This window comes from Vibrio sp. VPAP30 (genome assembly GCF_001188205.1).
Classification (GTDB): domain Bacteria; phylum Pseudomonadota; class Gammaproteobacteria; order Enterobacterales; family Vibrionaceae; genus Vibrio; species Vibrio bivalvicida.
Map to the genome: position 1 here is coordinate 111,979 of NZ_LBLS01000013.1, position 14,535 is coordinate 126,513.

Consider the following 14,535-nt stretch of genomic DNA (forward strand, 5'->3'; position numbering starts at 1 on the left):
AATAATGTTTAATAAAATCATGTCGCCTCCGTCTATCGACTGGAAAAATAAGTTTAGCCGCAAGCTAGAGGTAGTCCAGAACGAGGCATTAAAAACCTATTATGATGCTGGAGTTCCAGATCCTTCAACACCTATAGATGAGGTGATGTTTCTCGCGATGGATTTTGAAACGACGGGGTTAGATTCTGACGAAGATGACATCATCACCATAGGTACGGTTCCGTTTAACCTTAACCGCATCTTTATCAATCAGGCACAGCACTGGACTGTGAAACCGAGTAAGCAGTTGCCGGAAGAGTCTGTTGTCATTCACGGTATAACCCACTCAGATGTTTTAGACGCGCCTGATTTAATTGGTGTTTATGAAGATATTCTTTCCCAAATGGCTGGTAAGATAATGGTTGTTCACTACCAAAGAATTGAGCGAGAGTTCTTCGACAAGGCCCTGAATGCAAGAATCAAAGAAGGTATCGAGTTCCCGGTTGTCGATACAATGCACATCGAAACTCAACTTCAGCAAAAAATCAGCGGTGGAATACTAAATAAAATTCGTGGCCGCAAGCCAGAATCCGTTCGCCTTGGAGCCAGCCGTTCTCGCTATGGGCTCCCTCTTTACACACCACATCACGCTTTAACCGATGCGGTTGCTACTGCAGAACTTCTTCAGGCGCAAATTGCCCACCACTATGAAAAAAATATTCCTATCAGCCAATTATGGATTTAGGACGGTACAACAAGCACAAAAAAGGGACGATAACCGTCCCTTTTTAAATCTTAGCTGAAATCGTTATCGCTTCTCGGTACGCATACCCATTAGCAAACTGACACACATCAGCAGCAATACAAAGGTAAATGGCAGTGCAGTTGATATCGCACCCGCTTGAAGCGCCTGAACCGCCTCTGAGCCACCAATCCAAAGAAGAGCAACAGCTATTGCACCTTCCATAAATGCCCAGAATACACGTTGAACTACGGGTGCATCCACTTTACCACCAGCAGTAATGCTGTCGATTACAAGAGAGCCCGAATCCGAAGACGTAATAAAGAAAACAAGTACTAGAATGACTGCAATGATTGACAGAATTGAGCCAAATGGCAACACATCAAACATTTGGAACATCGCCAGTGACACGTCTGTCAGTCCTTCAGAACCAAGTTCGCCTACACCATTGATCACTTGCTCTATCGCCATACCACCGAACGTCGACATCCATAGTAGTGTTACTGCTGTTGGTACTAGAAGAACCGCCGTAATGAATTCACGTACTGTACGACCTTTCGATACGCGTGCGATAAACATGCCCACGAATGGTGACCAAGAAATCCACCAAGCCCAGTAGAATACAGTCCAGCCTTGGAACCAAGCTTCGTCTTCACGGCCGTGAGGGTTACTTAAAGGTACTAGGTTCTCTAGGTAAGCCATTAACGTTGTACCAATGTTACCTACTACGATTGCATAGCCAATTAGTGCAACTAGAATCAGCAGTAAGAAAGCAACGATCATATTGATGTTACTGATTACTTTTACACCGCCATCAATACCACGCAGAACCGAAACCACAGCAAGCAATGTCACCACTGTAATCACGACAATTTGCAGGCCGAGACCAGATTCAACGCCAAATACGTGGTGAATACCACTTGCTGCTTGCTGAGCACCTAAGCCTAATGAAGTCGCAAGACCGAACAAAGTCGCCAATACAGCAAGAATATCAACAATATGACCAGCCCAGCCCCACGCACGATCACCAAGAATTGGATAGAAAATCGAGCGAATAGAAAGCGGTAGGCCTTTATTGTATGCAAAAAATGCCAGTGACAGTGCAACAACACCATAGATCGCCCAAGGGTGAAGACCCCAATGGAACATGGTGGCACCCAATGCTAGTTTAGCTGCTTCTGGTGTGTTGGCTTCTACGCCCAATGGTGTTTCATACCACCCAGTAAAATAGGCGACAGGTTCTGCGACACTCCAGAACATCAGGCCAATACCCATGCCCGCAGCAAACAGCATTGACAACCAAGAAAGGTAAGAATAGTCTGCCGTCGCGTCTGTCCCACCTAAACGAATTTTACCAAGAGGCGAAACAATCAAAGCTAAACAGAAAACTACAAAGATGTTACCTGACCAAATAAACAACCAATCAAAGCTGCCAATGATCTGCCACTTAATGCCATCTAGCGTCGCTTTTGCCGACTCCGCGTCCATAACTAGAACAGCAATCAAAAATACTGCTATAAGACCTGCACTCCAGCCAAATACTGGATTGTGCACATCGAATCCCCATTTCTGTACGTTATCTTGACCGATCGTATAGTCGGTACTGTCAATACTGTACTTATCTATGCCTTTAGTCATCATTCCTCTCTAGCATCTGATCCTTAATGCGTATCAGTAAATCACACTCAAATCATTAGAGTTAAAATTGATTTTCATAGCAATACTATCTGATACAGCTCTCAATATTGTACGCTTCTCGCTGTTTTGTTCCAGTAATAAGCTGTTTTTTCGCCACAATTTGGAAAAATGGTGACTTGTTCGGTTGGATATTAACCAATTTAAGTTACACTCAAAAATCCATATTGTTCGAGTACTAAGTAAGTACACCAATCCATAAAGAGAAGCAGGCAAAAACAGAGTAAAAATTTGTGATAATTGAGACTTTTTTTCGTCGACTATTTCCTGTATTTTTCGCCTACTTTTGTCCACTAACTCGCTAGGGTCTGTTGACCTAATACCAAGGAAACGCATTGGAAAAGCACGAAGAAGTTCTGGTCTCGATTCGCCAAATCATTAGAGCGATCGATTTACACTCAAAAAAACTCAGTAAGGAATCTGGTCTTACTGGCCCGCAACTGATCCTAATGCGTTCAATCAAAGAATTAGGTGAAGTCACGATTCGCCAACTGTCAGATCACACCAACATGAGTCAAGCGACGGCGACCACAATCTTGGATCGTCTTGAACGCAATGGCCTAGTGCAACGTGTACGTAGCGTTAAAGATAAGCGTAAAGTCCACGCTCATTTAACTGATAAAGGACAAGCGTTGCTACAAGAAGCTCCAACCCCTCTCCAACAAAGCTTTATTACTAAGTTTCAACGTTTGGAAGAGTGGGAACAATCATTGCTGCTTTCGTCAGTTCAGCGTATTTCATCTATGATGAACGCAGAAGATATTGATGTCGCGCCTGTACTGGAGCTAGGCAGTATTACCAAACCTGAATAGCTACCTAGAAATTTGCTTTCATCCTGCTTTGAGCATACGTTTATTGATACCACAATAAACTCTCATGCACTCAAAGAGGTTGTAATGGGTAAGAGTGATATATTACACAAACCAGATGACGAAGCGATTCTCGACTTAACACAGCAAAAGAAGCTATTGAAAGTCATCGCTACCATCACCCTGCTTGTGTTTGTACCACTTGGTATAAAAAACATTATTGTTGGCGAGCTAATGCTAGGCATTGTATTACTCGCCTTTGAGATTTCACTGTTATTAGAAGTCGCTGCCATTGTTTATAACAAGCAGACTTTTTTCAGCTACTATTTACCTCTTTGCCTACTAGTCACCTCTTCCATACTGACGGTGGGCATATTTGGTACCCTTGGTACATATTGGCTCTATCCGGTCGTGATAGGCATAATATTTCTTCTACGTAAGCGAGAAGCTATCATTTCAAACGCTATAGTCATCAGCGCGTCTGGGTATGCGACAACGATGCATGTAGACTATTCGGTTAGCGCTCGATATGTCATCTCGCTAATTGTCACTGCTATTTTAGTTCATGTTGTTGTTAAAGCAGTGCGTAAACTTCAAGTCGACATGCATAATCTGCTAGTGCGCGACCCCATGACGGGAGCATTTAACCGTCATGAGCTTAATATCTCGCTAGAAAAGGCCATTCAACAATACACCACTTCAACCATCGCCATTATTGATGTCGATAGGTTTAAATACATCAATGATCGATATGGCCATGATGAAGGTGACAACGTGCTTATGATGATTGTAAGAACATTCAATCGCTTTACGGGACCTACAGACAAACTATTTCGTCTTGGTGGTGATGAGTTTCTATTGCTATTCCATGGTAGAGAACGTGTGCTGACAGAAGAAATCATGAACTACATTGCTAAGGAAATCAGACATACAGTTCACGCCAACTCTACAGGAGTAAGCATTAGCGTAGGTATCGCCGAGTCCGAGCCTTTTAAACATATCCGAGAGTGGATGAAACGAGCAGATCTGGCCCTGTACGAATCCAAACGTTTGGGGCGCGATAGAGTCTCTTGCTATACCCCCTCTATGTCAGCGCAGTTTGAGCAGCGAGAAGTAGAAATCTCTCGTCGCACTAACCTCCGTTAAAAATTGGCAATTCACTGCCCCCTTTCACTTGGCGAATCGCTAAATGGGTGTGAATATCTTTGACGTTTTCTAAACGTTGAAGCTTGCGGGTGAATGATTCATATCCTGCCAAATCATGACTTACCACCTCCAGAAGATAATCGTATGCGCCAGACACGACGTGGCAACTGATCACTTCATCCATTTCTTGGACTGCCAGTTCAAAGTCTTCAATGCTTGATGCTTGATGATTGTTTAGGCTGACTTCTACAAACACCGTCATACCCACACCAATCAGATCTTTATTAAGTCTGGCGCGATAGTTGGCTATGATGCCTGACTCTTCTAGCCGTTTAATTCGCCTAGCACAAGGCGAGGCAGATAGGCCGACTTTATCTGCAATGTCTGCAGTTGACTGACGAGCGTCTTGCTGCAGCAAACGCAAAATATGTTTATCAATTCTATCCATAACTTTAACGCTAGTTTCTAGCTCAATATCTAGGTATATTAATTGTTTTAACCAATACTATTAGTAAACATAATAAATATTGCCAGATATCACCTCCAATTACGTTCCATAATGTTTACAACTTTCGCTTTGGTCACATATGGATATGCTTTCTGGATACTTGGCAATGATTGCCACCCTATTACTTTGGTCAGGTTTTTTCCTTTCGCTCAGAAGCGGCGCACACTCAGAATTGCTCACCGCTGATATCGCGCTGGCTCGTTTTATTATCCCCTGCGTGATCCTTCTGCCCTTAGTTGTTAAAGCCAAAGACGCAATATTGACTGTTCCAAAGCGATATCTGCTGGGCATGTTTATTGGTAGTGGTTTGCCCTACCTGCTTGTCGCAGGCACTGGAATGAGTTACGCGCCCGTTTCTGATGGCAGTGCATTGATACCTGGAACCCTTCCTTTATTTGTCTCAGGAATAGCAGTGGTACTTTTTAAACAGCCGCTTAGCTCACACAGAATTGGGGGCTTGTTCCTGGTAATAGGAGGAATTGCACTCTTTCTCATGCATAGTTTTGGCAACGCAGATTCTGAACTATTGCAAGGCCACTTACTGTTTCTACTCGGTAGCAGCATGTGGGCAACCTTCACCATTTGTGCGCGAGTTTCAAACTTAAATCCTTTAGCTGCTTCAGGACTTGTTTCACTGATGTCTATGCTTGCTCTGTGTATTCTCATCGCGACTGGGGCTTTGAACAGCTACCTTTATCAGCAAAACGTCAGTGACTGGCCGTGGGGAGAACTCAGTGGCCATATCTTGCTTCAAGGTGTCGGTGCTGGTCTCATTGCCGCCTTTACCTACCTCCACGCGATTTCAGTTTTGGGGGCGGAACGAACCGCAGCTTTTGGTGCAGCCACACCCGGTATTGCAACGCTACTGGCCATACCTGTATTTAATGAGAGCCCTTCGCCACTAAGCTGGGCGGCCCTAGCGTTAATCTGCATCGGCAGTTTAATTGCCAGTAATGTTCTACTGAAAAAAGATACATCTCTGCAGTATCAACCACCGTCATTTAAGAGCGATACCGAGTAAGGCAATAATACGGGTATTTTTGAAGTTGCGCGGTTAACTGGGTATAGTTCTACTTTACCTAACTTGAACGGAAACACGTTTTGAAGACACCTTGTATCGCGGCTTGCAAAAATAACGAAGGGATCTGTAGTGGATGTCACCGCACCATGGTTGAGATAGTAAACTGGTGTCATCTGTCTGATCAAAAACGGGATGAACTTATGGCGAACCTGAGTGGCGAGACGTCTACGCATACCTGCCCTTCGTGCAGTCAGCCTGCTCAATGTGATATCAGCCAAGGTAAGTCTAACTGCTGGTGTTTTGAGATTGAAAAGCGCGATACCTCCCTGCTACCAAACACTGGAACCTGCTTGTGTCGCCAGTGTTTATCTAAGCTGCCTACCGCATAAACCCAGGCTTTAACAACACACAAATAAGGATAAGTTTTTCTAATCCAAACCCGAAAATTTTATCTTGCTTAAGATCACACTTTTCGATTGCCACATAGCCCAACTCACTCTAATATCTCGCGCCTGAAAGCTCCCTTTATTTATTCTAGTTATTAGCTTTGCTTACGCAATGCTAGTGTTTTTTACGCGTTGATTTTAGGTGTTTAAGAAATGTCTGCGTCTTCTCAAGTGATGAAGTTAACCTTCTTGATTGCAATTTTGACCGCGGTTGGTCAAATGACTCAAACCATGTATGTACCCTCGATTGGTCATATGGCAAGTGAGTTTTTGGTGTCACCAGCCGCATTGCAAGCAGTCATGGCGTGTTACTTGATCCCGTACGGTTTGTCGCAATTTGTTTATGGGCCACTGTCAGATCGACTTGGACGTAAGCCAATCATTGTCGTTGGTCTACTGATCTATATTCTTGGAACCATCATTGCCCTATTCGCCCACAGCTATGATTGGTTCTTAGCAGGTAGCTTTATTCAGGGTTTAGGTATTGGCTGTGGTGGCGCCATGTCACGCACACTAACGCGCGACTTGTTTGAAGGAGCTGAGCTGCACAAAGTAAACAGCCTGATTAGCATGTGTGTGATCTTCTCACCTTTGGTAGCCCCAGTATTGGGGGGATACCTAACAGAAACGTTAGGGTGGCGCTCGAGTTACTTATTCCTCGCACTATTTGGCATCGCCGTGGTTATCACTATGATGACAAGCTTTATGGAGACATTGCCACGTGAAAAACGTCGCTATGAGAAAGTCACCAACAGCTACCGATATGTTCTGTCAGATCGTCGCTTTCAAGGCTATTTGATCTGCTTGGTTGCAACGTTCTCAGGCATCGCTATTTTTGAAGCAGCCGCTGGAGTTCTGCTCGGGGGTGTTTTACAGCTTCCTGCGACAACCGTAAGCCTATTGTTTGTATTGCCCATTCCAGGCTATCTATTAGGTGCAGGGTTATCGAGCTATATCGCAAGTAAGCGCAATGAGAAAAGCGCACTGATCGTTGGTTTAGTTGCCATCATGCTTGGCTCCATCATTATTTTGTTGCCAGGGTTACTTGGTGATACCAATGCCATGAGCTTAATTGGTGGGGCAACGATTTACTTCTTGGGCGCGGGCATACTGTTTCCGGCGGCAACCACAGGAGCTTTATCTCCGCTACCCTACCACGCAGGTACTGGTGGTGCTGTGTTAGGTGGTATGCAAAACCTTGGCGCAGGTTTGGCAACATTAGGCGCATCATTAATCCCAACTCCAGACCAAATGCCACTTGGCGTTCTAATGCTGGTGATGTCTGTACTGGCGTTAATCGGTTTAATTCGCGTTTACCGTAAGAAAGATCCGTCCAACGACGAAATGCCCCTAGCGATTTAGCCAATAAATAAAGGAGCTCACTGAGCTCCTTTATCGTTTAGCGATTACCATTTCTTCATTAATCGGCCAACCAAATTCGGGTGGTACGCCCAGCTATGGTCGAACATGGCCATAAGCTCCGGATTACCATACTTTGACAAACAAATCGCATGAAAGCGGTTCTTCCTCGCTCTAAGCTCTTCAACTCTGACAAGTATCTCATCCGACTGCTTAGGGGCGATAAAGTCAGAAATCACCACCAAGTCAGCATTCTTGTATTTGTCACCACACATCAAATCAATCGATTTCATGATCACAGGGCCAATATCCGTACCACCGTGAAAGTTATAGCTCAAGAAGTCACTCGCTTCACGTAAACCATCTTGCTTGGTTAGCTCATAGGTAATCTGCTCTGTGGAAAACAGCATCACATAACAGTCTCTGTCTTCCGCTAAGGCAATTTGCATTAAGGCGTAAGCCATTGCTTTAGCACACTGCTCTGGGAAACCATTCATCGACCCTGAAGCATCTACACAAATAATAAACGGCCCTTTTTCTACATCAACTTGCTTGCTATCTGGTTGCTGAGCACGAATTTTACGTAGCGTTCTTGATTTACCCTGCATTCGGTAATTCATCAAACGCTTATCTACTAGATGTTTATAGAACACGACTTCAAGTTCTGGATAAGCAAGAAACATGGTTTCATTAGGTAGAAGCTTATTGAGATCATCACTTTCATGGATACCCACTATGTCGTCAGTCGCTTCGTCTGACTTCTCCTCAACCATTTGCAATTCTTCAGCTGGAGTGCGATTTAGTTCAGGGTCATTGACTTGGCCCGCCATCCGACCTAGCTTCTCACTGATCTCTTGCAAACCTTTGTTCTTTTTCAAAAACTCGGCGTGACGTTTCATTACGTTAAGGTCAGATTTGCTTAATTTTGCAGATGCCATATCCCACAAACGACCAACACTACTTTCATCACCTTCTTCGGCGACCTTATCCATGTTTTTCATGGTTTCCATTCGTTGGTAGAGGTCTTTAAGTACTTTTTCTTTGTTTGCTTCCAACTCAGTCACCTGAGCTTGACGAATAGCATCTGAGAGACTTTGATACCACTGGTCACAGAAGTAGTGTGGGAACATGGGGTTATTTAGCCCTTTGTTCTTCTCTATTAGACGGCGAGCTTGCAAGTAGAAAGCAGAATGCCATTCTAGCTTCTTGATAACATCTGATATTTCGTTAAAGAATCGAGGTTCATCCCAATGAATCACTTCTTGATACAAGGCTAATTCTTGCTGGAACCGGTCGGTTTCACACACCTTAGTAATGCGCTTTTTAACGCTACTACGCCATTTAAGCAGGTGATTTTTTACCGAGCTTTTGACACCACGGTTTTCCGCCATCGCCATCACTTGCGTACGCGCTAACAGATCATTCACCGCAGAGTCTATTATCCCTGAATCTGCCACCGCTAACGCTAGATTTAAACCGTCTGCTCCTAACATGTCGGCTCCTTATGAGAAGAACTGATTTAAGTTCTTAAAACGGAAAACCGTACGCTCACACTCGGTTTTAGCAGACTCCAACACTTGCTGGAGATTTTGTAGGCTTGCTTCCATGACTCGTGGAAGTTCTTGATCTATAAAGCCATGTGGCAATGCACCATGAAAATTCGAACGCACTTTACGTAAATGATGCTCGGCGTGCTCCAACTGCACCATTGCTTGTTCAGACTTGGTTAACCACTCTTGATAGATTGAGTCGTCTAGACCCTTGTTAGTCACCACTGACACCAATACGCCACGATTCGCGATATCCTTGATCACTAAGTTGTTCGCCGCATCGACATCAAATCTTAAACGGCACATATTGGTATTTTGGTTAACATAGCCATAAACATCCCCTTGCCCATCTTTTATCACCCGCTCAAGTTCATTTTTCGGAACATATACCCAGCGGCTATCACCTTTTTCTGATTCAGAAACCGACATATTACTTTGTAATAGAACGAGCTTCACAAGGCCAAAAGTACTACCCACTTTGTAGCTCTTAGCATTGGAAAGATCATAGCTATTGATTTGCTTCTTGAGTAAGCCTGTCGTCGACTCCATCGAGAGCATGATACCGAACTCTGATTCAAGCTCTTCTTGAATGTCGCCCAGCTCTTCACGACACAATGTAATCTGTTGCTCGACTTCTTGCTGATCAAAAGCGTGGTTGAGAGCAAACTGCTTGATCACACTCCGCACGACATCGCGCGATTCGGGGCTATTCCACAAGCAGTCTTGGAGCAAAAGGAGATCAAGTGGGTTAATCGAATCTCGTCCGTTAAAGTACGCACTTGCTTTGAGCAACTTTACGGCTTTCTTCCAGCGGCGGTCTGAGACATACATGTCGGTATCTGCCACATCGACACCACTTTCTGCTGTTGCGGCACTTTCTAGCATACTCTTAAGCTCAAACAGCTTTTCAAATACCTCATCAGATAGCTCCAACTGTTCCAGCTCAGATTGCCACTGATGATACTCTTGATCGGTAATTGCTAGCCCCTCAGGGATTACTGCCTCTTGAGGTGTACCTACCGTCAGCATGGATTTGAAGTTTTGCTTGTTTTGGATTCTATTGACGAACACGCGCACTAGCATACGATCGTATAAAGCTTCTAGACCGCTGTCTTGATCTGGTAGCTCGTTAGATGCAGAAACTAACAGCCTCATTGGTACGCGCTCAATATCGCTACCATTCTTAAAGGTCTTCTCGTTCACCACTGTCAGTAACGTATTAAGAATCGCAGGACCCGCTTTCCAGATCTCATCAAGGAACACCACCTGAGCCGTAGGTAGATACCCTTTGGTCAAACGTAAGTAACGGCCGTTATCTTTCAGCTCTTGAATGCTCAAAGGGCCAAACACTTCTTCCGGTGTTGAAAAGCGGGTCATTAGGTATTCAAAGTAAGAAGAATTATCGAACGCTTGAATAAGGCGCTTTGCAATAAGGCTTTTTGCTATACCTGGAGGCCCTAACAAGAAAACACTCTCTCCGGCCAAAGCGGCAAGCAAACACAATTTGATGGTTTCTTCACGCTCATAAACGCCGTCAGATAATGCTTGCGCCAACTTGTTGATTCGTTCAGAGAGCAACGCTTTTTGTGAGTGAGACACTCGATTCTGGCTAATCATATTCGCGCTCTCCTAAGGCTAACTGGATGGTATGTATGTATAATTTTATACATTTGTTATCACTTTGTTACAAGTGCGATTTGCAAATTGGACAAATCTTTATATCAGATGGAGTTTTTACGTAACTGGCTGAAAACAATGTTTGCACTTTTGAGATATTCATCACTTAAGGTGCACATAGTTTGCGACCCATTCTCGAGATTGAGCTTTATCTCCAAAGCTTGAGACGTTAATGTACCTCCTGTCAGGAGCTAGGACTTAACAAATATCAAATGGAAAACAGTATAAAAACGATCCATTCATGGAAGCGTATCTCCCTTATCGAAGAGTCAATCCCTCTACCTAACGGCCAAGAGATCACCCATACAACGATATCTCATCCGGGCGCTGCAGTGATTCTACCCATCAACGAGCATGGCCATATCATTGTTATCAATCAATACCGCCCCTCCCTAAAGAAATGGTTATTGGAACTTCCAGCAGGTACATTAGAGTCTGATGAGCCGATTGAATTCTGTGCGCACCGTGAGTTGGAAGAAGAAACTGGTTACAGCGCGAAAAGAATGATATCTCTTGGGCAAGTAACACCATTGGCCGGGTTTTGTGATGAAATTCAATATTTGTTCGTCGCTAAGCAACTGACCCAAACAAAACGTTACCAGTGCGATGACGATGAAGTCATAGAAGTACTTTCTTTGTCAGTACAACAACTCGAACAAAAGATTATTGATGGCGAAATCACCGATGCAAAAACCATCGCGTGTTTGAGCAAAGCAAAGCTGTGTGGATATATTTAGGAGTTAAGATTATGGATTTTCGTTCAGATACAGTGACCAAGCCAACTGAAGCAATGCGTAAAGCAATGGCGGAAGCGCTTGTAGGGGATGATGTGTATGGCGATGACCCAACCGTGAACGAATTAGAACAATGGACGGCAGAGCGACACGGATTTGAAGCAGCACTGTTTACCACCTCAGGAACTCAAGCTAACCTGCTAGGTTTGATGGCTCACTGTGAGCGTGGCGAAGAGTACCTTTGCGGTCAACAAGCGCACAACTACAAGTATGAAGCAGGTGGTGCAGCTGTGTTGGGGTCTATTCAGCCTCAACCGATTGAAAACAATCCAAATGGAACGCTCGACTTTGCCAAACTCAAAGCGGCAATTAAACCTGACGATTCACATTTTGCTCGCACTAAGTTACTTAGCCTAGAAAACACCATCAATGGAAAGGTGTTACCACTTTCATACCTAGCTGAGGCAAGAAAGTTCGTTGACGAGCATGGCCTGTCACTTCACCTTGATGGTGCTCGCGTATATAACGCTGCCGCCGCACTCGATGTTGACGTAAAAGAGATAGCTCAACACTTCGACTCAATGACCATCTGTTTATCAAAAGGATTGTGTGCACCCATTGGCTCCCTCCTTCTAGGCAGTAAAGCCTTCATCGCCAAAGCTCGCCGACTGCGTAAAATGGTGGGTGGTGGTATGCGTCAAGCAGGTATTCTTGCTGCAGCGGGTAAACTGGCATTAACCGAGCAAGTTGAGCAGTTAGACGTCGATCATCAAAACGCTAAGAAATTAGCAATAGGTTTAAGTAAGTTGCAAGGCGTTCATGTCAACCCAGACTTTGTACAAACCAACATCGTGTTTGCCAAACTGGATGCAACCGTTCAAATCGAAAAGATTGCCAACCAATTGGCTGATGACGGTATTACCGTATCTCCGGGGAATCCGATTCGTTTCGTGACCCATAAAGATGTATCAAGCGATGATATTGAGCTTTTATTAGCGAAACTTGCGCAATACATCAAATAATAGACTTTGAGCTTCCCCTAGGGGGAAGCTTTATTGTTTGCGTATTGACGGCTAAACGAGAGGCAACAATGATACGCACTCTTCCCTTACTGCTCTTAATTCCTTCACTCGCCCTAGCAAGCAACCAATTTGGCGATCCGGAATTAGGTAAAATCAAATCACCTAGCTGCGTATTTTGTCACGGTCAGGACGGCACTGCATCCAATCCTGCTTACCCTCACCTAAAAGGGCAAAACGCCCAATACCTATTTCAATCGATGAAAGACTATCAAGATGGCAATCGGACAGGTGCACTGGCCGAGATGATGAAGGTCCAGCTTTCTAGGCTCAATAACCAAGATTTGAAAGACATTTCTGCTTACTTTTCTAGCCAAGAATAAAGAACACGAAACGCTTCGGAAAATAAATCGCGGTAGTTCTCGTTTAACTTAAGTTCTGTATAACACCTTCACTACATGCCAACCAAACTTGGTTTTAACTAAATGCGGAACCAGAGTTTCGCCAGAAAAACACACTTTATCGAATTGTGGTACCATCTGGCCTTTTCTGAACTCACCTAAGTCCCCCCCTTTTTTACCCGACGGACACGTTGAGTATTTCTTCGCAAGGGTCTGAAACTTTGCGCCTTTCTTTAGTTGCTTGATGATGTCTTCTGCTTGCTCTTTATGCTTAACTAAAATATGAAGTGCGTGCGCTGTTTTAGCCATAATGATGCCTCTGATAATGACTCTGTTTTGCGGGAATTGTACCCGAATAAAACGAGATCTTCACCCAAGCAATTGTCGTTCTAAATAACGAATGTCTATCTTATCAGCGTTTAGAAGCAAATTTGATTTGCATCCATTGATCATCGGGGTAAATCCGTTACCATTTATAAATATAGTCGCACATACGAGAAGCCCATGGCCAAACCAGCTAGTAAAGCGAATCAGTCTCAAGGCATGCTGATGTTTACTTTAACCAGCAGTAAACAGTTGTTCGCAATTGGCACTCTAAAAGTCAGAGAAATTGTGCCATTTCAACCGACGACTCAGATCCCTTACTCGCATCACCATGTCCTTGGAACGGTTACGATTCGTGATAAGACGATTCCGGTAATTAATATGCCCGCCGCGATTGGTTTTCGCCCAATCCAACCCGACGAGTACGATTCGTGCTATTTGATTGTCACGGACTGTCTACGCACCATTGTTGCCTTTATGGTGCGTTCAATTGAAAAAATCATTGAGTGTGATTGGAAATCGATCGAGTCTACTCCTGCAAGTGCTGGCTCTAATGTATTCGTGACAGGCATTACTCGCTTTGAAGATCACATCGTGCAGATGTTGGATGTTGAGCTGTTATTATCTAAAATCTATCCGCAGTACGAATCAACCAGTATCCCAATGCTTACAGACATTGAACGTGAGCGATTAAAAGCGCTCAATATTCTGTTGGTAGACGACTCTTCTATTGCTCGAAAACAGCTATCCGATGCGTTAGATAGCATTAATATTTCTTACCAAATCTGCAACAATGGCCTTGATGCACTTGAGCTGATGAGAAAAGAAGCATCTGCTGATCGGGCGATCGATCTTCTGGTGAGCGATATCGAAATGCCAGGGCTCGATGGTTATGAACTCGCATTCGAGACTCAGAATGACCCTGCCCTAAAAAACAGTTATGTAATTCTGCATACTTCACTTTCCAGTGAGATATGTGTTGATCGCGCCCAACAAGTCGGTGCTCATGAAGCACTCGAAAAGTTTAATGCCGGAGAGTTAATTCAAGCGATGTTGCGTGGAGCAAGCAAACTTGAGTCAGGTAATGTTCGCGAAGAAGTACCGCAAGGGGTTTAGCGCAATGTG

General features: G+C 44.2%; 15 protein-coding genes. 10 read left to right on the forward strand and 5 right to left on the reverse strand.

Annotated features, from left to right (window positions below; translation table 11 throughout):
• Positions 1-4 precede the first annotated feature (4 nt).
• Positions 5-724, forward strand: a complete 720-nt coding sequence (locus tag ZX61_RS02365; RefSeq protein ID WP_049843113.1) for a 3'-5' exonuclease — start codon at positions 5-7, stop codon at positions 722-724.
• Positions 725-787: 63 nt separating this feature from the next.
• Here the strand turns inward: ZX61_RS02365 and ZX61_RS02370 are convergent, their stop codons facing one another.
• Positions 788-2,359: a BCCT family transporter gene (locus ZX61_RS02370; protein WP_049843114.1), complete on the reverse strand. Its 1,572-nt coding sequence runs from the start codon at positions 2,357-2,359 to the stop codon at positions 788-790.
• A 392-nt stretch (positions 2,360-2,751) separates the two neighbouring features.
• Here ZX61_RS02370 and ZX61_RS02375 point away from each other — a divergent pair, with 392 nt between their 5' ends.
• Positions 2,752-3,228, forward strand: a complete 477-nt coding sequence (locus ZX61_RS02375; RefSeq protein ID WP_049843115.1) for a MarR family winged helix-turn-helix transcriptional regulator — start codon at positions 2,752-2,754, stop codon at positions 3,226-3,228.
• Between the two features lie 84 nt (positions 3,229-3,312).
• Positions 3,313-4,371 (forward strand): GGDEF domain-containing protein, encoded by a 1,059-nt coding sequence (locus ZX61_RS02380; RefSeq protein WP_049843116.1) that lies wholly within the window; start codon positions 3,313-3,315, stop codon positions 4,369-4,371.
• Here ZX61_RS02380 and ZX61_RS02385 read toward each other — a convergent pair.
• Positions 4,358-4,819: an Lrp/AsnC family transcriptional regulator gene (locus ZX61_RS02385; RefSeq protein WP_049843117.1), complete on the reverse strand. Its 462-nt coding sequence runs from the start codon at positions 4,817-4,819 to the stop codon at positions 4,358-4,360. The genes ZX61_RS02380 and ZX61_RS02385 overlap by 14 nt on opposite strands.
• 145 nt (positions 4,820-4,964) lie before the next feature.
• Here ZX61_RS02385 and ZX61_RS02390 point away from each other — a divergent pair, with 145 nt between their 5' ends.
• The 3 genes from ZX61_RS02390 to emrD all read left to right on the forward strand — a co-directional run bounded on the left by ZX61_RS02390 (position 4,965) and on the right by emrD (position 7,708).
• On the forward strand, positions 4,965-5,900 hold the full coding sequence (locus ZX61_RS02390) for a DMT family transporter (RefSeq protein WP_193395095.1): 936 nt from the start codon (positions 4,965-4,967) through the stop codon (positions 5,898-5,900).
• Positions 5,901-5,980: 80 nt separating this feature from the next.
• Positions 5,981-6,289: a DUF1289 domain-containing protein gene (locus tag ZX61_RS23525; protein WP_074181731.1), complete on the forward strand. Its 309-nt coding sequence runs from the start codon at positions 5,981-5,983 to the stop codon at positions 6,287-6,289.
• 210 nt (positions 6,290-6,499) lie between these two features.
• Positions 6,500-7,708: a multidrug efflux MFS transporter EmrD gene (emrD, locus tag ZX61_RS02395; RefSeq protein ID WP_049843118.1), complete on the forward strand. Its 1,209-nt coding sequence runs from the start codon at positions 6,500-6,502 to the stop codon at positions 7,706-7,708.
• A gap of 44 nt (positions 7,709-7,752) precedes the next feature.
• Here emrD and viaA read toward each other — a convergent pair whose 3' ends face one another.
• Both viaA and ZX61_RS02405 read right to left on the reverse strand, forming a co-directional pair.
• Positions 7,753-9,198 (reverse strand): ATPase RavA stimulator ViaA, encoded by a 1,446-nt coding sequence (gene viaA / locus ZX61_RS02400; RefSeq protein WP_049843119.1) that lies wholly within the window; start codon positions 9,196-9,198, stop codon positions 7,753-7,755.
• A 9-nt stretch (positions 9,199-9,207) separates the two neighbouring features.
• Positions 9,208-10,872 carry an ATPase RavA domain-containing protein gene (locus tag ZX61_RS02405; RefSeq protein WP_049843120.1) on the reverse strand — a complete coding sequence of 555 codons (1,665 nt, stop codon included), beginning with the start codon at positions 10,870-10,872 and terminating at the stop codon, positions 9,208-9,210.
• A gap of 272 nt (positions 10,873-11,144) precedes the next feature.
• On the opposite strand from ZX61_RS02405, the gene ZX61_RS02410 reads away from it, so the two are divergent.
• The 3 genes from ZX61_RS02410 (at position 11,145) to ZX61_RS02420 (ending at position 13,068) form a co-directional block, all read left to right on the forward strand.
• Positions 11,145-11,669 (forward strand): NUDIX hydrolase, encoded by a 525-nt coding sequence (locus ZX61_RS02410; RefSeq protein ID WP_049843121.1) that lies wholly within the window; start codon positions 11,145-11,147, stop codon positions 11,667-11,669.
• Between the two features lie 11 nt (positions 11,670-11,680).
• Positions 11,681-12,688, forward strand: coding sequence for a low-specificity L-threonine aldolase (gene ltaE / locus ZX61_RS02415; protein ID WP_049843122.1), 1,008 nt, complete (start codon positions 11,681-11,683; stop codon positions 12,686-12,688).
• Between the two features lie 68 nt (positions 12,689-12,756).
• Positions 12,757-13,068: a c-type cytochrome gene (locus tag ZX61_RS02420; RefSeq protein WP_049843123.1), complete on the forward strand. Its 312-nt coding sequence runs from the start codon at positions 12,757-12,759 to the stop codon at positions 13,066-13,068.
• Positions 13,069-13,116: 48 nt separating this feature from the next.
• On the opposite strand, the gene ppiC is transcribed toward ZX61_RS02420, so the two are convergent.
• Entirely contained in the window at positions 13,117-13,395 is a 279-nt protein-coding gene (ppiC, locus tag ZX61_RS02425; protein ID WP_045955815.1) for a peptidylprolyl isomerase PpiC, read from the reverse strand.
• A gap of 195 nt (positions 13,396-13,590) precedes the next feature.
• Here ppiC and ZX61_RS02430 point away from each other — a divergent pair, with 195 nt between their 5' ends.
• Complete coding sequence (locus ZX61_RS02430; RefSeq protein ID WP_049843124.1) at positions 13,591-14,526, forward strand: chemotaxis protein; 936 nt, start codon at positions 13,591-13,593, stop codon at positions 14,524-14,526.
• Positions 14,527-14,535: the final 9 nt, after the last annotated feature.